Consider the following 23221-nt stretch of genomic DNA (forward strand, 5'->3'; position numbering starts at 1 on the left):
CAAGGACACCGAGCCGCTGGGCGACGGGGAGGGTGGTCGGCATGGGTACCGACGTGCGTACGGTCGAGGTCCCGCTCGGGGACGGCACCGACGGGGTCTTACGGGTGCAGATACGTGAGGTCGACGAATCGCTGGCGCGGGTCGGGCGCGGCGGCGGCGCGGTGGCGCGGGCTTCGCGCTCCTTCGGGGACATGGTGGACGGCATCCGGCCGGTCGCCGACAGCTTCGTCAGCCGCCTCGGCGGGATGGCCCACCGGCCGGACGAGATCACCCTGGAATTCGGGGTGTCCCTGTCGGCCGAGGCGGACATCGTGATCGCGAGCACCACGACCGAGGCCAACTTCTCGGTCACGCTGACCTGGAACTCCCGGACCCCCCGCGACACACCGTAGGGGCGGGGGATGACCACCGGGAGCGGCGGCCCGGCGAACGCCGACGCCGCGCTGGGCTCCGCCGTCGTCCGCGTCACCGGTCCCGACGGGGCGGTCGGCGGCGTCGGCTTCCTCGTGGCCGCGGACCTGGCTCTGACCTGCGCCCACGTCGTCGCCGACGCGCTGGGGCTGGAGCGGGGACTGGCCGCGGCCCCGGCCGGCGCACTGACCCTCGACCGGCCCCTGTCCGGCAGCCCGGGCAGTACCCCGGCGGAGGTGGCGCACTGGGTCCCGCTGCGGGACGACGGCACCGGGGACATCGCGGTCCTGCGGCTGGCGGCCCCGGTCCCGGGCGCGACCCCGCTGGCCATGGCCTCGCCGCCCGGGGTGTGGGAGCACCCGGTGCGGGTGGCGGGCTTCCCCGCCTCCTCCCCCGGCGGCGTCTGGCACGCCGGACGGCTGCGCGGCCCCACGGCCGAGGGGTGGGTACAGCTCTCCGGCGCCGACCGGCAGGGCGTCCCCGTGGACAAGGGGTTCAGCGGCAGCCCCGTCTGGGACGAGCGGGCCGGGGCCGTCGTCGGCATGGTCGTGGCCGCCCAGCTCTCGGGAACCCGCCAGAGCTTCATGATCCCCACCCGGACCCTGCTCGCGGAGGTCCCCGCCCTCACCCCCGTCCTCACCCCGGCCTCCCCCTTCCGGGGCCTGGAGACCTACCGGGAGGCCGACGCGGCGGTGTACTTCGGCCGGGACGCCGAGGCCGCCGACGTCACCGCCCTCCTGAACTCCGGCCCCCGCCCCTGCGTGGCCCTGATCGGCCCCTCGGGCTGCGGGAAGTCCTCGCTGGCCCTGGCCGGCGTGGCACCCCGGCTGCGGGCCCGGGGCCACGAGGTGCTGGTGGTACGGGCCGCCGACGGGCTCCCGGTGCGCACCGCCCTCGCGGCCGAGCTCGCCCGGCTGGCCCGGCCGCGACGGCACGCCGGCCCGGCGGCGCTGCGGGAGCTGGAGGAGTCCCTGACCCGGCACGGCCTGCCGGTCGCCGCGCGGCTGGCCCTGGGCGACGGGCGCGCCGGACGGCTGCTCGTCGTGCTCGACCAGGCCGAGGCCGTCCTGGCCGGCCCGCGGCGCGGGGGCGACGACGGGGTGGGGCTGCTCTTCCCCGATCCGCATCCCCCCGGACTGCGGGTGCTCCTCACGCTCCGGACCGACTTCACGGACGCGGCCGTGGCGCACCCCGTCCTGGGCCCGGCCCTGGCCCGGGCCGACGTCCGGGCGCTGCTGCCCATGACCCGCGCCCAGATGTCCGAGGTGATCCTGCGTCCGCTCGCCCGGGTCCCCTCCGTCTCGTACGATCCCGGCCTGGTCGCCCGGATGCTGGACGACGCCGGCACCGAGCCCGGCGCCCTGCCGCTGCTGGGATTCGTCCTGGCCCGGCTCTGGGACGAGCAGGCCCTGGGGCGGCTGCGGTTCGACTCGTACGAGGAGATCGGCGGGGTCCGGGGGGCGCTGGGCCGGCACGCGGAGGCCGCCTGGCGCGAGTGCGTCGGGGAGGCGGACCGGGAGGAGGCCCTGAGGCTGCTGACCGCGCTGGTCAGGCTGCTGCCGGGGAGCGAGGCCCCGCTGCGCGGGGTGCTGGGCCGGGCCGAGGCCGGGGAGGAGCGCTGGCGGATCGCCGGCCGGCTGGCGCAGCGGCGGATCCTGGTCGTCGGCGGGGATCCGGAGCGCGGCCAGACCGTGGAGCTGGCGCACGAGGCGCTGATCGGTGCCTGGCCCACCCTGGCCCGGCAGGTGGCGCGGGACCGGCAGTTCCTGACCTGGCGCGCCGGACTGCGCCACGACCTCGACCGCTGGCACGCGCTGGGCGAGCCCCGGGACCAGCTGCTGACGGGTGCCCCGCTCGACACCGCCGTCGCACAGACCGCGACCCGGGGCGAGGAACTCTCCGCACAGGAGCGGGAGTTCCTGCGGGCGAGCGTGGCCCGGCGCACGGAGGAGGCGGCTCAGGCCCGGCGGGCCGGGCGGCTGAAGCGGGCGGGCGTCGTCGTACTGAGCCTCGCGCTGGTCGCCACCCTCGTCGCCTCCTGGAAGCTCTACGGGGCGAACGGCAGACTCGACGAGGACCTGAGGCGCGGTGCCTCCCCGCAGCTGGCCCAGCTGGCGGCCCGGCTGGACGACGTCTCGCTCGGTACCTCGGCCCTGATGAGCGCGGCCGCGTACCGCACGTCCCCGCAGCCGGAGGCGCAGACGGCCCTGTTCGAGCAGTACGTGCGGATGCGGCAGGTCGACCGGATCGCGCTGGAGGGCAGGGGCGAGGTCCGGAACACAATCCTCAGCGAGGACGGCCGGCACGTCACCATCGGCCTCTCCTCCGGCGACGTCCTGGGCGCCGACCTCGGCACGGGACCGCCGCGCCTGTCCAACCTCCGGGAGGGCACGACCCGGCTGGTGACCGCCACCGGGGACGGCCGCACCGCCGCGGCCTCCAGCCCCCATGGCGTCATCACGGTGGGCATCCGTCAGGCCGACGACAGCTGGCGGACGGTGAAGCTGCGGGGTGCCGAGCAGGTCCGGGACAACGCCCGGCCGGCCGACGACCTACGCTTCGACGCCTCGGGGCAACGGCTGCTCGCGGCCATCCCGGCGGAGGGCGTCTCGGTGTGGGAGGCGGTCCAGGGAACGAGGGTCGGGGCCACGCTCACCCCGCCCTCGGGCTGGACCGTCTCGAACGCCTGGTTCGGGCCGGACGGCGACACCGTGATCGGCCGGATCGTCCGGGAAGGAGCGGCCGCCGGGGCGAGCGGCAGGCTCGTGCGCTGGCAGCTCTCCGACGGCCGCCTCGACGAGCAGTCCTGGGGCACCCAGGAGACCGGCCCGGTCACGGTCAGCGCTGACGGCTCCACCCTCGTCCGGTGCACTGCGGACGGTGTCCTCCAGGCCTGGGACCTGGCCGGTGAGCCGAAGGTGAAGAGGCAGTACAGCACCGGCCAGCTGGGCCTGGTCTGCCCGCTGTTCGTGCCCCGGCTCGACCGGACCGGGCGCTTCCTGCTCAACCCGGCGCAGCGGTTCGGGGGGAGCCTGGGCCGGTACCGGTGCCTGGTGCTGGACCTCCAGGAAGGGCTGCCCGCCACGCTCGACCTGCCCGCCGCCACGCAGCAGGACGAGTTCGTCGCGGGTTCCGCGACGCTGCCGGCGATCAGCCTCGCCGGACCTCCCGAGGCGATGAAGGTGGCGATCAGCGCGGCGGGCACGATCGTCGTGGCGGAGGTGCCGCGGCCGACCGGCTTCGACAGTGCCATGCTCACGAGCCTGATCCGCACCGTGGACGTGGACCACAACCGGGTCGCCAGTGTCGACGCGGACGGCGGGACCCTGCGCCTGTGGGACCTGACGACGCGCCGCCAGCTCGCGGCCCTGCGTCCCTCGGCCCCGCTCGCGCGGCTCTACGCGTCGTTCAGCCCCGACGGCAAACGGCTGCTGACCGTCACCGCCGACGGCCTCGGGGTCCTGGTGTGGGACCTGAAGGGGGCGGACGGCCCCCCTCTCACCGAGGTGCGCCGCCTCGCCCTGCCCGCTCCCCCCGGCATCGACCCGTCGCGAGCGGACCCCCGCACGGGCCGCACACCGGCCTGGGTCGTCGTCTCGTTCGACGGCGACGACCATGCCCTGGTATCGGCCGTCTCCTACGTGTCCCGCTGGGACCTGAAGACCGGCAGGGCGGCGGGTGAGACGTACCGGCCGCCGCTCCAGGACCCGATCGACGTGTCGACGGCCGCCGCCTCCGTCTTCGCCGCGGCCCGCCCCGGTCACCACCAGGCCGCGGTCCGTGCTCCGGGAGACCGGATCCAGATCTGGGACTTCGAGAAGGGCACGGCCGACACCATCCCGTTCAAGGAGGAGGACGGTTACGTCAGCCAGATGCTCTTCGACCCGAGCGGCCGGAAGCTGGCGGTCCTCACCAAGGACGGACGCCTTCAGATCCGGGACGTGGAGGGGAAGGAACCGACGAGGACCCTCGCCTATCAGGGCACCCGGTGGCTGAACGGCTTCCCCGACGCATCCACGCTGAGCACGTTCGGCACGGTCAACTCCTTCACCTTCTGGGACCTGGCCCGAGGCGCCGAAAAGTACCACTTCACCCCCGGCTACGGCGGCACCGTCGACTGGTCGGCGGACGGCCGGCGGCTCGCCTGGATGGACGGCTCCACCGTGCAGGTACTGCCCCTGGACCCGGAGGCCTGGCGCGCCCGGGCATGCCGACTGGCCTCGCGTCCCTTCACGGACGGCGAGCGGCGGCTCCTGCCCCCGGGCTCCCGCTCCGACGCCTGCGCGGGCCTCAAGGGGTGAGCCCGCGCAGGCGGCGGCGGGGTCAGCCGCCGTCGCGGACGGCGACGATGCCGTTGAACACGCCGACGTAGGCCGTGCCGTCGGGGCCGAGGGTGATCGGCGCCCAGTTGTTGTCGTAGAGCGGGCCGGTGCCCGTCAGCTGCCGCCAGCGGCGCTCACCGGTGCGGAAGTCCACCGCCGTGAGGTACCAGGCGTCGATGCCCCAGGAGTTGGGCTCCTTCTCGTAGAAGTAGAGCAGCCCGTTGCCGGTGGAGAGCTTGGGGACCACGGACGGGGAGCGGATCGCGCTCTGCCAGACCGTGTCGCAGCCGCTGCCGTCGGGGCGCACGTCGATGCGGCTGACTCCGCCGACGACGGACTTGCCCAGCAGCAGCGAGGTGACGTTCTCATAGCCGTAGTTGTTCTCGACGACGATGCTGTTGCCCCAGGTGATCAGGGAGTTGTCGGTGGTGGAGGCGCCGTGTCCGAAGACGGGCACCTTGCAGACCAGCCGCCGGTCGGCGGGGACGTCGGTGCCCCGGCGGTAGACCAGGACGTTCATCCGGTCGTCGGCGTTGTCGGTGATGGCCACGTAGCCGTCGCCGAAGAGGTCGGGGGTGGTGCCCGAACCCTGGTTCACGGAGCCGGGCTTGGTCCCGGTCCCCCGGTCGTACGTCTGGCGCCACTGCGCCTCGGGGGTGCCGTCGGCGGTGGCGCGGAAGCCGTAGAGGGCGTGGTCGCTGACGATCGAGACCCCGTCTTCGGCGACCGAGAAGGAGTTCTGGATCTCCTCGCCCTCCAGCCGGATGGAACGGATCCGCGAGGTCGCCGGGTCCACGGTGCCGACGCGGCCCTGGCGGGTGACCCACCAGATGAGGCCGTTCCAGTCGGGCATGACCGAGGTGACGGGGTCGCAGGTGCCGCTGGGCCACAGGTTGGTCCAGCCGACGCAGTCGTGCGGGACCTGGCCGGTGAGGTCCCAGTCGTCGGCGACCGTGAACCTCCAGGTCCCGTCGGGGTTCTGGGAGTGGGCCAGGCGCAGGACGTGCTGGCGGGAGTCGGCCAGCACCGCGCGGTCCTCGTTGTCGAGGTAGAAGTAGGCGCCGCCGGAGGTGTCCTTGAAGATCTTCGAGAAGTCGAGCGAGGTGATCGCCTCGACCGTCGAGGAACGCTGCGGGAGCTGGTACTCCGCGAGCGTGGCGAGCGTACGGGGCTCCAGGAGCTTGACCTTGAAGCCGGAGAAGGTGCCGCAGACGGTGACGATGCGGCCGCCCGCGTCGAAGGTGGCGGTGGCGCACTCCCCGCCGAGCGCGGCGATCTTCTCACTGGTGACCCGCGGGTTCCTGCCGAGCGGCCCGGACCACGGGGAGGTGGCGCTGCCGCCCGCGTCGGAATGCATGCCGCTGCGGCCGTTGGGCGCGAGGAAGGGGTGCTGCGGCGGGGCCGCGCCCGGCAGCGGGACGGCGGTCGCGGGGGCGCCCTCGTAGTGGCTGACCAGGCGGTGGCCGGGGGCCTGGGGGATCTCCTCGGCCCGGGCCGGGGAGCTGGTACCCGCCAGTACCGTCAGGGCGGCGATGGCGGGGACCACGGCGCAGTTCAGCGCTCTTCGGAACATCCGGGCGTCCTCCTTCTCTTGCAGTGCTGTTGACATCACGTCTGACATCGCGCCGCCGCCAGACGCTAGATCGCACCGCCCGAGGAGTCCATGGGAGGGAGGGATGATTCACGTACGCGCAACAGTCGGCCGGGTCAACCGCCCGCCACATCGCTCCAGTTCACCGTGCGGTCGCACCAGCGGCCGAGCAGCACCGGATCGTGTCCGACGGCCAGCAGACCGGCTCCGGTCCCGCTGCGGTACTCCTCGACCACACCGACGAGGGCGGCCGTGGTGGAGGCGTCGAGCATGGCCGTCATCTCGTCGCAGACCAGCCAGCGCGGCCGCAGCACCAGCGCCCGGGCCAGGCAGGCGCGCTGCAGCTGGCCGTCGCTGACCTCGTGGGGGCGCCGGGCGAGGAGGTCCGCCCCGAGACCGACCCGGCCGGCCAGGGCTTCCACGGCCGCGTCCGCCTCCTGACGACGGCCCGTGGCGCGGAGCGGTTCCGCGACGAGGTCGCGCAGCCTGAGGCGGGGGTCCGCCGAGAGCCGGGGCTGCTGGAAGACCACACCCACGCTGGTGCGCAGGGAGCGCGGAGCCCGGTGCCGGAAGCCGGTCACCGCGCGGCCGTCGAGCAGCACCGTCCCCCGGTCGGGCCGGTGCAGCAGGGCGGCGACCCGGGCCAGGGTGGACTTGCCGCAGCCGCTGGGCCCGAGCAGGCCGAGGGCTTCGCCGGTTCCCGGCCACCGGGGTCTTGTCCGGCCGCCCCCGCCCGTGCCATATATGTCTAGACCTTTACGAGAGCACGTTCGAGGAAGGCACCCCGTGCGACCCATCACGGCCCCGCGCCGCGCCGGGGCGGTACTCGCGGCCCTCGCCCTCTGCCTGGCCGCCCCCGCGCTGACGGCGTGCGGGGCGGACGGCGACACCACACCCCCGCACGCCCCCGGCGGGCTCACCGCCCAGGCGGGCAGCGCCACTTCGGTCCACGTGATGTGGGAGTCGGCCACCCCCGCCGACGGGGTCACCGGCTACCAGGTCTTCCAGGACGGCCTGCTGGTCCGGGAACTCCCCGCCGAGAAGACCATGGTGGACGTCACCGGGCTCACCCCGCAGACCGCCCACTCCTTCACCGTCCGGGCCCGCGACGCCGCCGGGAACCGCTCCGCCGCGGCCCCCGCCGCCCGGGCCACCACCCCCGCCGCCCAGCCCGAGGACCACCGTCCGCCCACCGCCCCGCCCGCCACCACCGGCCGCGCCGAGGGCCCCCGGGCGGTCCGCCTGAGCTGGACCCCGGCCGCGGACGACACCGGAGTGACGGCGTACGACGTCTACCAGAGCGGGATCCGGATCCACACGTCCGGCGCCGCCGAGAACTCCACCACCCTCACCGGCCTCCAGCCCGGCACCGCCTACTCCTTCACCGTCCGGGCCCGCGACGGCTCCGACAACAGCTCCCCGGACGGCCCGGCGGTCGCCCTGACCACCCCCGCCGACCCCGCCCAGGGCCCCGGCACCGCCCCCGGCGCCTTCACCGCGGACGTCTCCCCGGGCACGGTCGAGCTGGGCTGGACCGCCCCCGACACCGGCCGCGAGACGAGCGAGTACCAGCTCTACGTCAACGACCGGCCCGTCACGGTCATCCAGTTCGGTGCCGGAGCCGTCCCGACGGGCCGTGCCTCCTACCGCCTCACCACGACCGAACCGGCCGGCACCGTATGGGCGCTGAAACTCCGCGCCCGCCTGCCCGACGGCAACTGGGGCGCCTTCTCACAGGAGCGGCGCATCACGCTCCCCGGCTGACACCGTCCGGCCGGACCGCCACCGCCGATCCTGGCCGAACGGCACTGCCGCGCAAGAAGATCGCGCACAATACAAGCGTGTTCGGTGAGTACTCGGTCAACCACGGTCAGGCAGGTGCCAGCAGTGGCGACCATGCGTCAGAATCTGGCGCCGTGCCGGGAAACCTACCGCCGGATACGGCGGGCTTCGTCGGCCGCGAGGCCGAACTCGACCGCCTCGACGGCCTGCTGGACCAGCGAAGACTCATCACCCTGACCGGGGTGGGCGGAGTCGGCAAGTCCCGGCTCGCGCTGCGGGCCGCCGCCCGCCCCGGCCGGGCCCGGCCCGACGGGGTCTGGTGGGTGGAGCTCTCCCCGCTGCGCGACCCCGGGCTCCTCACCACCACCCTCGCGCACACCCTCGGCCTGACCGTCGGCGTCGCCGCCCACGCCGGGCAGTCCCTCGACGAGGAACTGTGCGCGTGGATGGCCGACAAATCCCTGCTCCTGGTCCTCGACACCTGCGAGCACCTGGTGACCCCCGTCCGGCACCTGGTGGGCGAACTCCTGCAGTCCGCACCCGGCCTGACGGTGCTGGTCACCTCCCGCGAACGGCTCGGCTCCCCCGGCGAGGCCGTGCTGGAGGTCCGGCCCCTGCCCTGCGAGGGACCCGACAGCGACGCCCTCGTCCTCTTCCGGGCCCACGCGCGGGCCGCCTCGCCGCAGGCCGCCGCCGCCCTCGCCGACCCCGCCCGGGCCGCCCTCGCGGCCGAGGTCTGCCGCCGCCTGGACGGCATCCCGCTCGCGCTGGAACTGGCCGGGGCCCGGCTGCGGCTGTGGTCCCTGGAGCGGATGGCACACCTGCTGGGCGCCCGCTTCGACGTGCTCGCCGACACCGGCCGCGCCGCGCTGCCGGCCCGGCACCGGACCCTGCGGACCGCCATCGGGTGGAGCCACGAACTGTGCGAGCCGCTGGAGCGGCTGCTGTGGGCCCGGCTGTCGGTGTTCGCCGGGGACTTCGACGCGGCCGCCGCCCGCACGGTGTGCGCGGGCGGCCCCCTGCCCGCGGCGCGGGTGGAGCGGCTGCTGGAGGGGCTGGTCGCCAAATCCGTCGTGCGCCGGTCGCGCGAGCGGGGGACGGGGACCCGCTACCGGATGCTGGACACCATCCGCGAGTTCGGCCACGACTGGCTGGTGGAGCTGGACGAGGTACGGACCGTCGCGGACCGCCACGCCCACTGGTACGCCGCCCTCGCCAGGGCCGCCGAACAGGACTGGATGGGGCCGGGGCAGGTGGACTGGTACCGCAGGATGAGCGCCGAGCACGCCCAGCTGCGCACCGCCCTGGAGCACCTGCTCGGGACGGACCCCGGCGCGGCCCTGGGGATGGCCGGGGCCCTGTGGTTCTTCTGGTTCTCCTGCGGCCACCTCCAGGAGGGCCGGGGCTTCCTGGAACGGGCCCTGGCCCAGGTCCCGCCGACGGGCGCCGAGCACGCCCAGGCGCTGTGGGCGCTCGGGCTGACGATGCTGCTCCAGGGCGACCTGGGGGCCGCCCGGCTGACGGGGATCGCGTCCGTGCGGGCCGCCGAGGCGCACGGCGACCCCGAGGGGCGGCTGCGCGCCGCCTACCTGCGGTCGGTGTCGCTGCTGATGCCGGGCGACCCCGTACGGGCGCTCGCGCTGGCGGGCCCCCCGGCGCGGGCGGGCCACGGCGGCGAGGGCAGCGGGGCGGGGTGGCTGCTGTGCCAGCTGGTGAGCGCGTACGCCCTGTGCGACCTCGGGCGCTTCGAGGAGGCCGCCGAGGAGGCGGAGGGGCTGCGCACGGCCTGCGTGGAGCTGGGCGAGCGCTGGATGCGGGCGTACGCGGACTACGTGCTGGCCGTCTCGGCGCTCGGGCTGGGCCGGCACGCGGAGGCCGCCCGGCACGTACGGGCGATGCTGTCCGGCAAGCGGCTGCTGAACGACCGCTTCGGCATCGCGCTCGGCCTGGACATGCTCGCCGCGGCGGTGGCCGGCCTGGGCGACGGGGAACTGGCGGCGCGACTGCTGGGCACCGGGCACGCCTGGTGGCGCACGGTGGGCCGGCCGCAGATGGGCTCGCCCTCGCTGACGGCCCTGCGGGACCAGGGCGAGCGGCAGGCCAGGGCGGCGATCGGGGACGCGGCGTACGAGAGCGCGTTCCGCGGTGGCGCGGCGACGCCCACCGGCTGACTCCCAGCCGGTGGACGGCGTAATCCAGGAGCTCCCGTCAGTACGGGAGGGGTCTGCCCGACGGTGTGCGCAGATCCAGGTCTCGGGGGGCGGGCTTGGGGACGGGCTTGCGGATCAGCTGCTGGCGCATGCTGCCTCCTCGCTCAGACCAGGGCCGGGCGACGGGGTTCCACCGTCCGGCCTTCGGGGAGCAGTTCCCCGGTGTCGTCGAAGACCACCACGCCGTTGCAGAGCAGGCTCCAGCCCTGTTCGGGATGGAAGGCCACGGTGCGGGCAGCGTCACGGTCGGCGCTGTCGGCGGGCGGGCAGGGGGGCTGGTGAGAGCACATGGCGCACCTCCTCGCAGTGTGGGGCGGGAGGGCCGGTGGTCACCCGGTCGATTCCGCGATCCACGGTGGCGGCGAGTATTACTGATCGCCGCCCCCGGACGGAACCCGTATTCGAGGTCGAGTTCAGGGTGTGTATGCCCGCTCACCATGCGCTCATGCCCGCTATCCGGATCTTCTCCGCCCGCCAGCCCCCCACCACCCCGCAATCCCGGGCCGAACGCCCCGCCAAACCGGGATGATCACCCCAACTCCCCCACCCCCCAAGTGGCACGCATCACACCCCCCACCCCACCCCCACCCACACCGCACACAGCCCCGGCCAACCCCCCGACACACCCCGAACGGGACACAGCCCGGCAGGGCGGGGGGGGGGGCGGGGCGCAGCCCGGGGTTGCCGGGGGCGGCTGCGCCCCCGGCCCCGTAAAGCCGCGGCTAGCGGATCGGCATGCCGGAGAGGGTCCGGGCGATCACCAGGCGCTGGATCTCGCTCGTGCCCTCGAAGATCGTGTATATCGCCGCGTCCCGGTGCATCCGCTCCACCGGGTACTCCCGGGTGAAGCCGTTGCCGCCGAGGATCTGGACCGCCTGGGCGGTGACCTTCTTCGCCACCTCGCTCGCGTAGAGCTTCGACATCGACCCCTCCGCCGAGGTGAACGGCTTGCCCGCGACCGCCATCCACGACGCCCGCCACACCAGCAGCCGCGCCGCGTCGATCTGCGTGCGCATGTCCGCGAGCTGGAAGGCCACGCCCTGGTTGTCGATGATCGGGCGGCCGAACTGGGTGCGGGTCTTCGCGTAGTCGAGGGCGACCTCGTACGCGGCCCGGGCGGTGCCGACCGCCATCGCGCCGACGGCCGGCCGGGAGGCCTCGAAGGTGGCCATGGCGGCGTTCTTCAACCGCTCGCCGCCGCCCGCCTTCGCCTTCTCCCGGGCCCGCGCGAGCCGTTCGTCGAGCTTCTCCTTGCCGCCGAGCAGGCAGGAGCCGGGGATCCGCACGTCCTCCAGGACCACCTCGGCGGTGTGCGAGGCGCGGATGCCGTGCTTCTTGAACTTCTGGCCCTGCGAGAGCCCGGCGGTGCCCGGCGGGACGATGAAGGAGGCGTGGCCCTTGGTGCCGAGCTCGGGGTCCACCACGGCGACGACGATGTGGACGTTGGCGATGCCGCCGTTGGTGGCCCAGGTCTTGGTGCCGTTCAGCACCCACTCGTCCTTGGCCTGGTCGTAGACGGCCCGGGTGCGCATCGCGCCGACGTCGGAGCCGGCGTCCGGCTCGGAGGAGCAGAAGGCCGCGACCTTCACGTCGTCCGGGGTGCCGTACATCTGCGGGATCCAGGTGCCGATCTGCTCCTCGGTGCCGTTGGCGAGGACGCCGATGGCCGCGAGGCCGGTGCCCACGATCGACAGGGCGATGCCGGCGTCGCCCCAGAAGAGCTCCTCCATGGCCATCGGGATGCCCAGGCCGGTCGGGTCGAAGAACTGCTGGGCGTAGAAGTCCAGCGAGTAGATGCCGACCTTGGCCGCCTCCTGGATCACCGGCCAGGGGGTCTCCTCGCGCTCGTCCCACTCCGCGGCCGCGGGCCGGATCACGTCGGCGGCGAAGCCGTGGATCCAGTCGCGGACCTGCCTCTGGTCGTCGTTGAGCTCCATGGTGAACTCCGCCATGTCCCCTCCAGCTGCTTCACACGGCCGTGTGGCCACATCCGGTAGACCCGCCGCGCGAGTTACTGCCGGTAACATCAACAAGGGCCACAGTCTGTTACCGGCCGGTAAGCACTGTCAAGCGCCGCCGGATCGAACGGCAGGGTGTGCGGGGTGTTACGTTGCGTGGGCGTCACGCACATCGCAAGGGCGGGGAGAGAAACACGTCATGCAGAGCACCCAGGAGGCCGGAGCCGGAGAGCCGGGAGCCGGAGAGCGCCGACGGCGCGAGCTCCTCGAGGCGGCGGACCGCGTCGTCCTCAGGGACGGCCCCAAGGCCTCCATGAACGCCATCGCGGCGGAGGCGGGCATCACCAAGCCCATCCTCTACCGCCACTTCGGCGACAAGGCGGGGCTCTACCAGGCCCTGGCCGTCCGGCACACCGACGCCCTGCTCGACTCGCTGCGGGCCGCGCTCGACGCCCCCGCCGAGCGCCGCAGCCGGGTGGAGTCCACCCTCGACACCTACCTCGCCGCCATCGAGGCCCGCCCCCAGGTGTACCGGTTCCTGATGCACCCCGCCGAGGACTCGCAGAGCTCCGAGCGCGGCTTCGACGTCGGCCTGCACTCCGCCCCGCTGCTGCGCCGGCTCGGCGAGGAGCTGGCGAAGGTGGTGGGCGAGCGCGTCGACCTCGGCCCCGGCGGCGAACAGCTCGCCCGGATCTGGGGGCACGGCATCGTCGGCATGATGCACGCCGCCGGGGACTGGTGGCTCGGCGAACGCCCGTGCGCCCGGGCCGATCTGGTGGCCGGCCTCACCGACCTGCTCTGGGGCCGCCTGGCCACGGCCGGCAACCGCGAGGACGGCCCGGGCTTCTGACCGGCCCGGCCCGTAGGCGGCCGGCCGGCCGGGCTACCGCTGCCCGGCCTCCCGGCCCCAGGAGGTCTTGCGGATGGCCCGGCGCAGCAGGCGGGCGCGCAGACCGGTCACCCGGTCCGCGTAGACGGTGCCGTCGAGGTGGTCGCACTCGTGCTGGAGGCAGCGGGCGAAGAACCCGGTGCCCTCGATGCGCACCGGGCTGCCGTCCGAGGTGACCCCTTCGACGACCGCACGGTCGAACCGGGCGGTGCCCGCCTCCAGGCCGGGCAGCGACAGACAGCCCTCGGGGCCGACGAACTCGTCCCCGTCGGCCTCGACCAGACGCGGGTTGACGACGTGTCCCACGTGGCGGACGTCATCGTCGTCGGGGCAGTCGTAGACGAAGACCCGCTGCCCGATCCCGATCTGGTTCGCGGCGAGGCCGACCCCCTGGGCGGCGTACATCGTGGCGAACATGTCCTCGATGAGCCGGTCGAGTTCGGGGCCGAAGGCGGTCACCTCCGCGCAGGCGGAATGGAGTACCGGATCACCCAGCAGGCTCATGGTGCGGACGAGTCCGGTGGTACCGGGGATGGGGCGCTGTCGCATGGCCGTAAGGGTACGACGGGCGAATATATGAGGAGATCCGCGGCTGACCGGGGGCGCCGCGGTCAAGGCTCCGGCCGGTACTGGATAGGCTGGGGCGACCGACGCTAGGAGGACAGAGGACGATGGCAGGCAACACGGAGCCGCTTTCGCCGCGGGCCAAGCTGGCCGTGACGGCGGGCAAGGCCGCGGCGGCGGTGTCGCGGGCCGCGGGACGCGGAAGCGGATCGGTGATCGGCGGCAAGGTCGCGCTCAGGCTGGACCCCGATCTTCTCGGCGCGCTGGCGCAGCATCTCGATGTCGTCCTCGTCTCCGCGACGAACGGCAAGACCACGACGACCCGTCTGATCGCCGAGGCCCTGCGGGCCAGCGGTCCGGTCGTCTCGAACGCGCTGGGCGCGAACATGCCGGCGGGCATCACCTCCGCCCTGGCCGGCGGCTCGGACGCCAAGTACGGCGTCATCGAGGTCGACGAGAAGTACCTCGCCGGGGTGGCCCGGGACGTCACCCCGAAGGTGATCGCCCTGCTGAACCTCTCCCGCGACCAGCTGGACCGAGCGGCCGAGACCCGCATGCTCGCCGAGAAGTGGCGCGAGGGGCTCGAGGGCTCCAAGGCGGTCATCGTCGCGAACTGCGACGACCCCCTGATCGTGTGGTCGGCCTCCTCCTCGCAGAGCGTGGTGTGGGTCGCGGCCGGCCAGGAGTGGAAGGACGACGCCTGGTCGTGCCCCTCCTGCGGCGGTGTCATGCAGCGCCCGGGCGACGACTGGTTCTGCGGCGAGTGCGGCTTCCGCCGCCCGACCCCGACCTGGGTGCTCTCCGGCGACCACGTGCTGGACCCGCACGGCTCGGCCTGGCCGATCCACCTCCAGCTGCCGGGCCGCGCGAACAAGGCGAACGCCGCCACCTCGGCCGCCGTGGCCGCCGTGTTCGGCGTGCCCCCGCAGGTCGCGCTGGAGCGCATGTACCAGGTCCAGGCCGTCGCCGGCCGCTACGACGTGGTCTCCTTCCAGGGCCGCGAGCTGCGCCTGCTGCTCGCGAAGAACCCGGCCGGCTGGCTCGAAACGTTTTCGCTGATCGACGGGCCGCCGGCTCCGGTGATCCTGTCGGTCAACGCCCGCGGCGCGGACGGCACCGACACCTCCTGGCTGTGGGACGTGGACTACCCGCGGCTCGCCGGCCACCCGATCTTCGTGATCGGCGACCGCAAGCTGGACCTGGCCGTCCGCCTGGAGGTCGCCGGCCTGGACTTCCGGGTCTGCGAGACCCTCGACGAGGCCGTGCAGCTGGCGCCGCCCGGCCAGATCGAGCTGATCGCCAACTACACCGCCTTCCAGGACGTGCGCCGCCGCGTCGGCAACTAGTCACCCATAGAGGACAAGAGCATGAGCGACAACAGCCTGCGTCTGGTGTGGGTCTACCCCGACCTGCTCAGCACGTACGGAGACCAGGGCAACGCCCTCGTGGTGGAGCGCCGCGCACGCCAGCGCGGCCTGGACGTGCAGCGCGTGGACGTGCGCAGCGACCAGCCCATCCCCACCTCGGGCGACATCTACCTGATCGGCGGCGGCGAGGACCGGCCGCAGCGGCTGGCCGCGGAGCGGCTGCTGCGCGACGGCGGCCTGGAGCGCGCCGTCTCGAACGGGGCGATCGTCTTCTCCGTCTGCGCCGGGTACCAGATCCTCGGCAAGGAGTTCGTCAACGACATGGGCCAGCGCCAGGAGGGCCTGGGCCTGCTGGACGTCGTGACCGTGCGCGGCGAGGGCGAGCGGTGCGTCGGCGACGTGCTCGCCGACATCGACCCGCGTCTGAACCTGCCGCCGCTGACGGGCTTCGAGAACCACCAGGGCGTCACGCACCTGGGCCCGACGGCCAAGCCCTTCGCCCGCACCCGCCTGGGCCGGGGCAACGGCACCGGCGACGGCACCGAGGGCGCGTACAACGACACCGTCTTCGGTACGTACATGCACGGCCCCGTCATGGCCCGCAACCCGCTGATCGCGGACCTGCTGCTGAAGCTGGCCCTCGACGTGAACGCGCTGCCGGCCATAGACGACCGCTGGTACGAGGCGCTGCGCGCCGAGCGGATCGCGGCTGCCACGCAGCCCGCGTAGCACCTCGCGGCGCACGCCGTCCGGCCCGGACTCCCCCAGGGGAGTCCGGGCCGACGTGCGTTCGTACGATCTTCCGTTTGGTGTGTCCTTCCTGTGGAGGATGGTTCAGTCCAGTGGGAATCCGCTTGTAGGGTGACGGTTAGTTCCAACCGGACGACGTGGTCCGGTCGTCGGCCCACGTTGCAAAGGTTCTCTCTGCCATGCGCATTGGTGTGCTCACTTCCGGTGGCGACTGCCCCGGCCTCAACGCCGTCATCCGCTCCGTCGTGCACCGCGCCGTCGTCGACCACGGGGACGAGGTCATCGGGTTCCACGACGGCTGGCGCGGCCTGCTGGAGTGCGACTACCGCAAGCTCGACCTGGACTCCGTGGCCGGCATCCTGGCCCGCGGCGGCACCATCCTCGGCTCCTCCCGCGTCCAGCCCGCGCACCTGCGCGACGGCGTGGAGCGGGCCCGCGGCCACGTCGCGGACCTCGGCCTGGACGCGATCATCCCGATCGGCGGCGAGGGCACGCTCAAGGCCGCCAACCTGCTCGCGCAGGGCGGTCTGCCGATCGTCGGCGTGCCGAAGACCATCGACAACGACATCTCCTCCACCGACGTCACCTTCGGCTTCGACACGGCCGTCGGCGTGGCCACGGAGGCCCTCGACCGGCTGAAGACCACCGCCGAGTCGCACCAGCGCGTGATGGTCGTCGAGGTCATGGGCCGGCACACCGGCTGGATCGCTCTGCACTCGGGCATGGCGGCCGGCGCGCACGCCATCGTGGTCCCGGAGCGGCCCTTCGACATCGAGGAGCTGACGGCGATCGTCGGCGAGCGCTTCTCGGCCGGCAAGCGGTTCGCGATCGTCGTGGTCGCCGAGGGCGCCAAGCCGCGCCCCGGCTCGATGGACTACCAGCAGGGCGGCACGGACCAGTACGGGCACGAGCGCTTCGCCGGGATCGGCAACATCCTGGCCGTGGAGCTGGAGCGACGCCTGGGCAAGGAGGCCCGTCCGGTCATCCTGGGCCACGTCCAGCGCGGCGGCACGCCCACCGCCTACGACCGGGTCCTGGCCACCCGCTTCGGCTGGCACGCGGTGGAGGCGGCGCACCGGGGCGAGTTCGGCATGCTGACGGCCCTGCGCGGCACGGACATCGTGATGGTCCCCCTCGCCGAGGCCACCTCGACCTTGAAGACCGTCCCGGACGCCCGTTACGACGAGGCGCAGACGGTTCTGTGATGTTCAACCCGTTCTGACCCCTTCGGCCGCCCCCGGACGCGATCGCGTCCGGGGGCGGCACTACTGTGGTGGGGCGCCACAGTCAAGGGAGTGAACAGATGGACCACAGCGGTCACGGCATGGACATGAACATGGATATGGACATGAACATGGACCTGCCGCCGTTCACCCTCGGACGCGGTCTGGAGTTCTCCTTCGACGCGTTCTTCCTCTTCGGCTCGCTGCTGGCGCTCGCCCTGTACGGCTGGGGCGTGGTGCGGCTGCGCCGGCGCGGGGACGCGTGGCCGCCGGGCCGGACGGTCGCCTTCGTGGCCGGCGTGCTGACGGTGATGCTGGTGATGTGCACCAAGCTCAACGACTACGGCATGGTCATGTTCAGCGTGCACATGGTCCAGCACATGGTGATCAGCATGGTCACGCCCATCCTGGTGCTGCTCGGGGCGCCGGTGACCCTGGCCCTGCGCGCGCTGCCGCCCGCCGCCCGGGGCAGCAAGGGCCCGCGCGAGCTGCTCCTGATGCTGCTGCACAGCCGGTACATGCGGATCGTCACGCACCCGGCGTTCACCATCCCGATGTTCATCGCCAGCCTCTACGCCCTGTACTTCACCCCGCTCTTCGACTTCCTGATGCAGAGCAGGGCCGGGCACATCGGCATGATGGTCCACTTCCTCGCCGTCGGCCTGATCTTCTTCTGGCCGATCATGGGCGTGGACCCGGGCCCGCACCGCCCCGGCTACGTGATGCGGATGCTGGAGCTCTTCGCGGGCATGCCCTTCCACGCCTTCTTCGGCATCGCCCTGATGATGGCGAGCGAGCCGATGATCAAGACGTACGCGGACCCGCCGGCCTCCCTGGGCATCAACCCGCTCGACGACCAGCACTGGGGCGGCGGCATCGCCTGGGCCTTCAGCGAGATCCCCTCGGTGCTCGTGCTGATCGCCCTGGTCTACCAGTGGTACCACTCGGAGCAGCGGGCCGCGAAGCGCTCGGACCGGGCCGCGGACCGGGACGGCGACAAGGAGCTGGAGGCGTACAACGCCTATCTCGCCTCGCTGCAAGGGCGCGGCCAGTAGCGCCGGAGCCGCTCGGCGCGCCACCATGGGGCATGACCGGATCCGTTAAGGCGATGGCCGTGACGACCTTCGCCGCCCTGGTGGCCGTCTCCACGTACTCCGTGGCCCTCGGCAGCAACGGCTGGCTGTGGTTCGGCTGGGTGGTGCTGGGGCTGCTCACGCTGGGCCTGGCCGCCTCCCGCGGCTCCTGACACCCGCCCGGGCCCGCGCGGCCCGCACCTCGCCACCGCAGGGCTGATCCGTCCGTGGTCCGACCGTCGGGTGAAGGGAAGCGCCGGGTGTTCTACCAGCTGCTCAAGCACGTGCTGCTCGGTCCCCTGCTGCGGCTGCTGTTCCGGCCGCGGATCGAGGGCCTGGAGAACATCCCCGAGGAGGGCGCCGCGATCATCGCGGGCAACCACCTGTCCTTCTCGGACCACTTCCTGATGCCCGCGATCCTCAGGCGCCGGATCACCTTCCTGGCGAAGGCCGAGTACTTCACCGGGCCCGGGCTCAAGGGCCGGCTGACCGCCGCCTTCTTCCGCAGCGCCGGGCAGATCCCGGTGGACCGCTCCGGCAAGGACGCCGGGCAGGCGGCACTGCGCGAGGGGCTCGGGGTGCTGGCGAAGGGCGAGCTGCTCGGCATCTACCCGGAGGGGACGCGCTCGCACGACGGGCGGCTCTACAAGGGCAAGGTCGGCGTGGCGGCGATGGCGCTGGGGGCCGGGGTACCCGTCGTCCCGTGCGCGATGGTCGGCACCTTCGAGATCCAGCCGCCGGGCCAGACCCTCCCGAAGATCCGGCGGGTCACGATCCGCTTCGGCGCCCCGCTGGAGTTCTCCCGGTACGCGGGGATGGAGGGCGAGCGGGCGGTGCTGCGCGCCGTGACCGACGAGATCATGTACGCGATCCTGAACCTCTCCGGCCAGGAGTACGTCGACCGGTACGCGGCCGAGGTGAAGGCCGAGGAAGAGGAGGAGCGGAAGAAGGCCCGGCGCACGAAGCGCTGAGCCTCCTCCCGCTCATCTCTGCTGCCGGGGTCCTAGCGGACGGCCGGGAGCTCCTCGGGCTTGGCCAGCTCGGCGGCCGGGGCCTGGGCGAGCGACTTCGCGGCGGCCGGGGCCGGCGGCACCGGAGTGGCGTGCGGGCCGCACTTCACGTCCTGGGCGTCGACCTTGCCGGTCAGCAGGTAGGACTCCACCCGGGTGTTGATGCAGGGGTTCACCAGGCTGGTGACGCCGTGCGAGCCGGCGTTCTGCTCGGTGATCAGACGCGAACCGGCCAGCCGGCGGTGCAGCTCGACACCGCCCTGGTACGGGGTGGCGGCGTCACGCTCGGACTGGACGATCAGGACCGGGGCGATGTGCTTGGCGCCGACCTCGATCGGGGTGCTCTGCTTGGACTTCCAGGTCGCGCAGGGCAGGTTCATCCAGGCGTTCGACCAGGTCAGGAACGGGTACTTCTTGTTCAGCTCGGTGTTGTCCCGGTCCCACTTGGTCCAGCTGGTGGGCCACTTGGCGTCGGCGCACTCCACCGCGGTGTAGACGGCGTTGCTGTTCTCGGAGGCGGCGTTGCCCTTGATGTCGGACATGTCCGGGGCGTTGGCCTCGATCAGCGGCTTCTCGTCGCCGGCGGCCCAGGCGCTGAAGGCCTGCGCGACCGGGACCCACGAGGAGTCGTAGTACGGGGCCTTCTGGAAGAAGCCGATGAGCTCGTTCGGACCGACGACCCCGCCGAGCGGGTTCGCCTTGGCCTGGGCGCGCAGCTCCTGGTACTTGGCCTCGACCTTGGCGCGGGTGTCGCCGAGGTGGAAGACGGAGTCGTACTTGGCGACCCAGTCCTGCCAGTCGTTCCAGCGGGTCTGGAAGGCGACGTCCTGCTCCAGGTTGGCCTGGTACCAGATGTTGTCGGTGTCCGGGTTGACCACGCTGTCGACGATCATGCGGCGCACGTGGCCCGGGAACAGGGTCGCGTAGACCCCGCCCAGGTAGGTGCCGTAGGAGACGCCGAGGTAGTTGATCTTCTTCTCGCCGAGGGCGGCCCGGATGACGTCCAGGTCGCGCGCGGTGTTGGTGGTGGTCATGTGCGGCAGCATCTCGCCGCTGCGCTCCTTGCAGCCGTCCGCGTACTCGGCGGCGAGCTTGCGCTGGGCGCGCTTGTCGGCCTCGCCCGACGGGACCGGGTCGGCCTTGGGGGCCTTCACGAACTCCTGCGGGTCGATGCAGGAGATGGGCGCGGAGTGGCCGACGCCGCGGGGGTCGAAGCCCACGAAGTCGTACGCCTTGGAGGTGTTGACCCACAGCGGGCTCTTGGTGGTGATCCGGCGCGGGAAGCGCATGCCGGAACCGCCCGGGCCGCCCGGGTTGTAGACGAGGGCGCCCTGGCGCTCCTCCTTGGTACCCGTGCTGACGGCGCGGTCGACGGCGATGTCGATGGTCTTGCCGAAGGGCTTCGCGTAGTCGAGCGGGACCTTCACCCAGCCGCACTGGATCGGCTTCTCGAAGCCCCAGTCCGCCGGGCAGTCCTTCCAGTCGATGCCGGCGCGCGCGGCGCGGGCGGCGGCGAGCTGCGCGCCGACGGCCTCCGCGGTGCCGTTGTCCCTGCCGGCCGGAGCCGCCGAGGCGGACGGCGCCAGCAGCAGGCCCGCCGCCAGCGCGCCGGTGATGAGAGTGGCGGCGCTGCCCAGCGTCGCGTTGCGAATCACGTGGTTGATCCCCCTGGTCATGTGCCGCATGAGGCGGCCGGGTTGGGTCAGGGGGATCCTTTCGTCTGACGGGTACCTGGCAACAGACCGAGGTCGAGTTCTTTGCCAACCCGATAACCGGCAACGGGTGTACCGCTGAGCGGTGTCCCATTCGCCCCTGATCCGCCCACCGTCATCCGGAGGGGCGTGTCCGTCTCACCAGCCGTACGTCCGGGCCGCCTGCTCCAGCAGCTCGCGCAGCCGCAGCGCGTCCGGGGCCAGGGCCGTCACCAGGACGGCCGGCCCGGCCAGCGGGGTGACCGCCGCGAACTCCCCGAGGACGGCGGCCTGCGGCGGATCCTGTGCGAACCGCGGGTCCACGACCAGGAGCTGGCCCAGCGTCCGGTGTCCGGCGAGGCCCGCCGGGCCGTCCCAGCCGCCCGGGGCGCCGGGTCCGCAGCAGAGCTCCTGGTCCAGCAGCGGGCGGCCGCCCCGGGTGACGGTGAGGCGGCTGCGCAGCAGGCCGGGGGCCTCGCCGGTGCGTCCGAGCACCTGCTCCTCGCGCAGCATCAGCCGGGCGGAGGGGGCCAGTACGGCGCGGGTGGAGGCCCGCAGGTCGCTGCCGCGCACCGAGACGAGGGGTTCCGGCAGCCAGCGCACCGCCGACTCCTCGGCCAGGTCCAGCCGTACGTCGTACCGCGCGCTCTCCCCGTGCCGGCCGGGCAGGGCCAGGGTGGCGGCCGCCGAGCGCAGGTCGAGCCGGGCGCCCGGTCCCGCGCCGGCCTCCACCGTGAGGTGGTCGCCGCCGAGCGGGGCGCTCATCGCGCCGACCAGCATCACGCCCGCCTCGGGGCCCTCGCTGCGGACCCGGCGCAGGGCGAGGGGCCCGTCCCCGGCCAGGACGGGCAGGGCGGTGCCGCCGCGCCCGTCGGCGGTGGCGGCGATGCGGGCGGTGGCCCGCAGTCCGGCCGGCGAGGCGGCGGGCGCCTCGGCGGGCGGTGCGCTGGTCACCGTACGGCCCAGGCGGCGAGGCGTTCGCGGACCCAGGCGGCCACCGGGGCCACGCCCTCGGCGCCGCGCAGGGACTGGAAGGCGACGGGCAGTTCGCCGCGCTGCTCGGCGGCGTCGCGGGCCATCCGCTCCAGGTCGGAGCCGACGTACGGGGCGAGGTCGGTCTTGTTGACGACGAGCAGGTCGGCGGTGGTGACGCCGGGGCCGCCCTTGCGCGGGATGTCGTCGCCGCCGGCCACGTCGATGACGAAGATCTGGGCGTCGACCAGGCCCCGGGAGAAGGTGGCGGTCAGGTTGTCGCCGCCGGACTCGACGAGGATCAGGTCGAGGGGGCCGACCGTCTCCTCCAGCTCCTCCACGGCCTCCAGGTTGGCGGAGATGTCGTCGCGGATGGCGGTGTGCGGGCAGGCGCCGGTCTCGACCGCGCTGATCCGCTCGGGGGGCAGGACCGCCTCGCGGAGCAGGAACTCGGCGTCCTCGCGGGTGTAGATGTCGTTGGTGACGACGGCCATGGACAGGTCGGCGCGCAGGGCGCGGCAGAGGGCGGCGACGGTGGCGGTCTTGCCGGAGCCGACGGGTCCGCCGAGGCCGATGCGCAGGGCGCGGCGGGCGCCGTCGGCGCGCAGGGGTGCGGCGCTGTGGGTGTGCCGGTGGGGATAGGTCACGTCGTGGTCGAGGTGCACGGCAGGTCTCCTTGGGACGGGTCTGGTGGGTGGCGCGGGCCGGCGCTCAGGAGGCGAAGAGGCGTACCGCCCAGTCGGCATGGGCCTCCGCCGCGATCTCCAGCAGCGGGGACGAGGCCGCGGGCAGCGCGTCCGTGCCCTGGTCGCGCGCGAGCAGCGCGGCCTCGGCGGCGCGGGCGGCGACGGCGTCGAGCTCGGGGGCCAGGCCGGCCAGGACGGCGCTCGCCTCGAAGGGGTCGAGGCCCAGCAGCCGTACGGTGGCGGTGGCCGGCCCGCTGACGCTCTCGTACGCCGCCACGTGCGCGGCGTCCAGGGCGCCGAGCCCGGCGGCCCGGGCGGTGACGCCGAGGACCACGGGCTGGTGCGCCCCGCGCGGGAAGGCGGCGGCCAGCGCGTCGAGTTCGGCGGCGGGCCAGGTGGCGCGGGCGGCCCGCAGCAGCTGCCGGCCGAGCCTGCGGGCCGCGGCGCGCAGCGCGGGCGAGGGGGTGCGGGCGTCGGCGGCGGCGTCGAGCTCCGCCGGGTCGAGGCCGAGGGCGGCCGCCGCGGCGAGGGCGGCGGCGGTGAGTCCGGCGGTGTGCAGCCGGCCCCGGCAGAACTGGGCCAGGGTGGCGGCGTCGTGGATCCGGCCCGCCTTGCAGGCGGCCTCGGCCCCGCCGGAGTGGGCGTGCCCTCCGGCGGGGAAGCGGCCGTCCGCGAGGACGAGCAGCGCGGCGAGGCTCATCGGGCGGGACCGGTCGTCGTGC

19 protein-coding genes and 1 pseudogene are annotated in these 23221 nt (G+C 73.6%); 11 read left to right on the forward strand and 9 right to left on the reverse strand.

Annotated elements, in window-relative coordinates:
* Nucleotides 1-41 precede the first annotated feature (41 nt).
* Both BX286_RS06805 and BX286_RS06810 read left to right on the forward strand, forming a co-directional pair.
* Nucleotides 42-392 carry a CU044_2847 family protein gene (locus BX286_RS06805; RefSeq protein ID WP_079424664.1) on the forward strand — a complete coding sequence of 117 codons (351 nt, stop codon included), beginning with the start codon at nucleotides 42-44 and terminating at the stop codon, nucleotides 390-392.
* 9 nt (nucleotides 393-401) lie between these two features.
* Entirely contained in the window at nucleotides 402-4712 is a 4311-nt protein-coding gene (locus BX286_RS06810) for a trypsin-like peptidase domain-containing protein (protein WP_121014729.1), read from the forward strand.
* Between the two features lie 22 nt (nucleotides 4713-4734).
* Here the strand turns inward: BX286_RS06810 and BX286_RS06815 are convergent, their stop codons facing one another.
* Together BX286_RS06815 and BX286_RS06820 are read right to left on the reverse strand one after the other, a co-directional pair.
* Nucleotides 4735-6306: a hypothetical protein gene (locus BX286_RS06815; protein WP_121014730.1), complete on the reverse strand. Its 1572-nt coding sequence runs from the start codon at nucleotides 6304-6306 to the stop codon at nucleotides 4735-4737.
* A gap of 134 nt (nucleotides 6307-6440) precedes the next feature.
* Nucleotides 6441-7019, reverse strand: a pseudogene (locus tag BX286_RS06820) (ABC transporter ATP-binding protein); the annotation flags it as partial.
* Nucleotides 7020-7110: 91 nt separating this feature from the next.
* Here BX286_RS06820 and BX286_RS06825 point away from each other — a divergent pair.
* A complete protein-coding gene (locus BX286_RS06825; protein ID WP_237292678.1) occupies nucleotides 7111-8088 on the forward strand; it encodes a fibronectin type III domain-containing protein in 978 nt (325 codons plus the stop codon).
* A 152-nt stretch (nucleotides 8089-8240) separates the two neighbouring features.
* A complete protein-coding gene (locus tag BX286_RS06830) occupies nucleotides 8241-10277 on the forward strand; it encodes an NB-ARC domain-containing protein (RefSeq protein ID WP_100865168.1) in 2037 nt (678 codons plus the stop codon).
* Between the two features lie 143 nt (nucleotides 10278-10420).
* Here BX286_RS06830 and BX286_RS06835 read toward each other — a convergent pair whose 3' ends face one another.
* Entirely contained in the window at nucleotides 10421-10606 is a 186-nt protein-coding gene (locus BX286_RS06835) for a DUF5999 family protein (protein ID WP_042809879.1), read from the reverse strand.
* A 432-nt stretch (nucleotides 10607-11038) separates the two neighbouring features.
* The gene (locus BX286_RS06840) at nucleotides 11039-12268 is read right to left on the reverse strand and encodes an acyl-CoA dehydrogenase family protein (RefSeq protein WP_121014731.1); all 1230 of its coding nucleotides are present in this window, start codon (nucleotides 12266-12268) and stop codon (nucleotides 11039-11041) included.
* A gap of 205 nt (nucleotides 12269-12473) precedes the next feature.
* On the opposite strand from BX286_RS06840, the gene BX286_RS06845 reads away from it, so the two are divergent.
* Nucleotides 12474-13124 (forward strand): TetR family transcriptional regulator, encoded by a 651-nt coding sequence (locus tag BX286_RS06845; RefSeq protein ID WP_079424676.1) that lies wholly within the window; start codon nucleotides 12474-12476, stop codon nucleotides 13122-13124.
* 33 nt (nucleotides 13125-13157) lie between these two features.
* On the opposite strand, the gene def is transcribed toward BX286_RS06845, so the two are convergent.
* Nucleotides 13158-13712 (reverse strand): peptide deformylase, encoded by a 555-nt coding sequence (def, locus tag BX286_RS06850; protein WP_100865167.1) that lies wholly within the window; start codon nucleotides 13710-13712, stop codon nucleotides 13158-13160.
* A 122-nt stretch (nucleotides 13713-13834) separates the two neighbouring features.
* Between def and BX286_RS06855 the strand changes: the two genes are divergently transcribed.
* The 6 genes from BX286_RS06855 to BX286_RS06875 all read left to right on the forward strand — a co-directional run bounded on the left by BX286_RS06855 (nucleotide 13835) and on the right by BX286_RS06875 (nucleotide 19111).
* Nucleotides 13835-15073 (forward strand): MurT ligase domain-containing protein, encoded by a 1239-nt coding sequence (locus tag BX286_RS06855; RefSeq protein WP_079424680.1) that lies wholly within the window; start codon nucleotides 13835-13837, stop codon nucleotides 15071-15073.
* A gap of 21 nt (nucleotides 15074-15094) precedes the next feature.
* Nucleotides 15095-15823, forward strand: coding sequence for a type 1 glutamine amidotransferase (locus BX286_RS06860; protein WP_079424681.1), 729 nt, complete (start codon nucleotides 15095-15097; stop codon nucleotides 15821-15823).
* A 200-nt stretch (nucleotides 15824-16023) separates the two neighbouring features.
* Nucleotides 16024-17049, forward strand: coding sequence for a 6-phosphofructokinase (locus tag BX286_RS06865; RefSeq protein WP_042809885.1), 1026 nt, complete (start codon nucleotides 16024-16026; stop codon nucleotides 17047-17049).
* Between the two features lie 98 nt (nucleotides 17050-17147).
* A complete protein-coding gene (locus BX286_RS06870; protein WP_079424682.1) occupies nucleotides 17148-18122 on the forward strand; it encodes a cytochrome c oxidase assembly protein in 975 nt (324 codons plus the stop codon).
* Between the two features lie 32 nt (nucleotides 18123-18154).
* Nucleotides 18155-18313 (forward strand): hypothetical protein, encoded by a 159-nt coding sequence (locus BX286_RS36450; protein ID WP_167747570.1) that lies wholly within the window; start codon nucleotides 18155-18157, stop codon nucleotides 18311-18313.
* 87 nt (nucleotides 18314-18400) lie between these two features.
* A complete protein-coding gene (locus tag BX286_RS06875) occupies nucleotides 18401-19111 on the forward strand; it encodes a 1-acyl-sn-glycerol-3-phosphate acyltransferase (protein WP_079424684.1) in 711 nt (236 codons plus the stop codon).
* Between the two features lie 32 nt (nucleotides 19112-19143).
* Here BX286_RS06875 and BX286_RS06880 read toward each other — a convergent pair whose 3' ends face one another.
* The 4 genes from BX286_RS06880 to BX286_RS06895 form a co-directional block, all read right to left on the reverse strand.
* Nucleotides 19144-20826 (reverse strand): alpha/beta hydrolase, encoded by a 1683-nt coding sequence (locus tag BX286_RS06880; protein ID WP_398898268.1) that lies wholly within the window; start codon nucleotides 20824-20826, stop codon nucleotides 19144-19146.
* A gap of 174 nt (nucleotides 20827-21000) precedes the next feature.
* Nucleotides 21001-21795, reverse strand: a complete 795-nt coding sequence (locus BX286_RS06885) for an urease accessory protein UreD (RefSeq protein WP_079424686.1) — start codon at nucleotides 21793-21795, stop codon at nucleotides 21001-21003.
* The gene (gene ureG / locus BX286_RS06890) at nucleotides 21792-22478 is read right to left on the reverse strand and encodes an urease accessory protein UreG (RefSeq protein WP_079424687.1); all 687 of its coding nucleotides are present in this window, start codon (nucleotides 22476-22478) and stop codon (nucleotides 21792-21794) included. Before ureG ends, BX286_RS06885 begins: the two co-directional genes overlap by 4 nt.
* 46 nt (nucleotides 22479-22524) lie before the next feature.
* A complete protein-coding gene (locus BX286_RS06895) occupies nucleotides 22525-23199 on the reverse strand; it encodes an urease accessory protein UreF (RefSeq protein ID WP_079424690.1) in 675 nt (224 codons plus the stop codon).
* Nucleotides 23200-23221: the final 22 nt, after the last annotated feature.

Source organism: Streptomyces sp. 3211.6 (assembly GCF_003634815.1).
Classification (GTDB): domain Bacteria; phylum Actinomycetota; class Actinomycetes; order Streptomycetales; family Streptomycetaceae; genus Streptomyces; species Streptomyces katrae_A.

What these genes read in the sequence shown, in the direction of transcription:
- BX286_RS06805 (WP_079424664.1), top strand. Translation starts at nt 42, where the DNA reads ATGGGTACCGACGTGCGTACGGTCGAGGTCCCGCTCGGGGACGGCACC.
- BX286_RS06810 (WP_121014729.1), top strand. Translation starts at nt 402, where the DNA reads ATGACCACCGGGAGCGGCGGCCCGGCGAACGCCGACGCCGCGCTGGGC.
- BX286_RS06815 (WP_121014730.1), bottom strand. Translation starts at nt 6,306, where the DNA reads ATGTTCCGAAGAGCGCTGAACTGCGCCGTGGTCCCCGCCATCGCCGCC.
- BX286_RS06835 (WP_042809879.1), bottom strand. Translation starts at nt 10,606, where the DNA reads ATGTGCTCTCACCAGCCCCCCTGCCCGCCCGCCGACAGCGCCGACCGT.
- BX286_RS06840 (WP_121014731.1), bottom strand. Translation starts at nt 12,268, where the DNA reads ATGGCGGAGTTCACCATGGAGCTCAACGACGACCAGAGGCAGGTCCGC.
- BX286_RS06845 (WP_079424676.1), top strand. Translation starts at nt 12,474, where the DNA reads ATGCAGAGCACCCAGGAGGCCGGAGCCGGAGAGCCGGGAGCCGGAGAG.
- def (WP_100865167.1), bottom strand. Translation starts at nt 13,712, where the DNA reads ATGCGACAGCGCCCCATCCCCGGTACCACCGGACTCGTCCGCACCATG.
- BX286_RS06855 (WP_079424680.1), top strand. Translation starts at nt 13,835, where the DNA reads ATGGCAGGCAACACGGAGCCGCTTTCGCCGCGGGCCAAGCTGGCCGTG.
- BX286_RS06860 (WP_079424681.1), top strand. Translation starts at nt 15,095, where the DNA reads ATGAGCGACAACAGCCTGCGTCTGGTGTGGGTCTACCCCGACCTGCTC.
- BX286_RS06865 (WP_042809885.1), top strand. Translation starts at nt 16,024, where the DNA reads ATGCGCATTGGTGTGCTCACTTCCGGTGGCGACTGCCCCGGCCTCAAC.
- BX286_RS06870 (WP_079424682.1), top strand. Translation starts at nt 17,148, where the DNA reads ATGGACCACAGCGGTCACGGCATGGACATGAACATGGATATGGACATG.
- BX286_RS36450 (WP_167747570.1), top strand. Translation starts at nt 18,155, where the DNA reads ATGACCGGATCCGTTAAGGCGATGGCCGTGACGACCTTCGCCGCCCTG.
- BX286_RS06880 (WP_398898268.1), bottom strand. Translation starts at nt 20,826, where the DNA reads ATGACCAGGGGGATCAACCACGTGATTCGCAACGCGACGCTGGGCAGC.
- BX286_RS06895 (WP_079424690.1), bottom strand. Translation starts at nt 23,199, where the DNA reads ATGAGCCTCGCCGCGCTGCTCGTCCTCGCGGACGGCCGCTTCCCCGCC.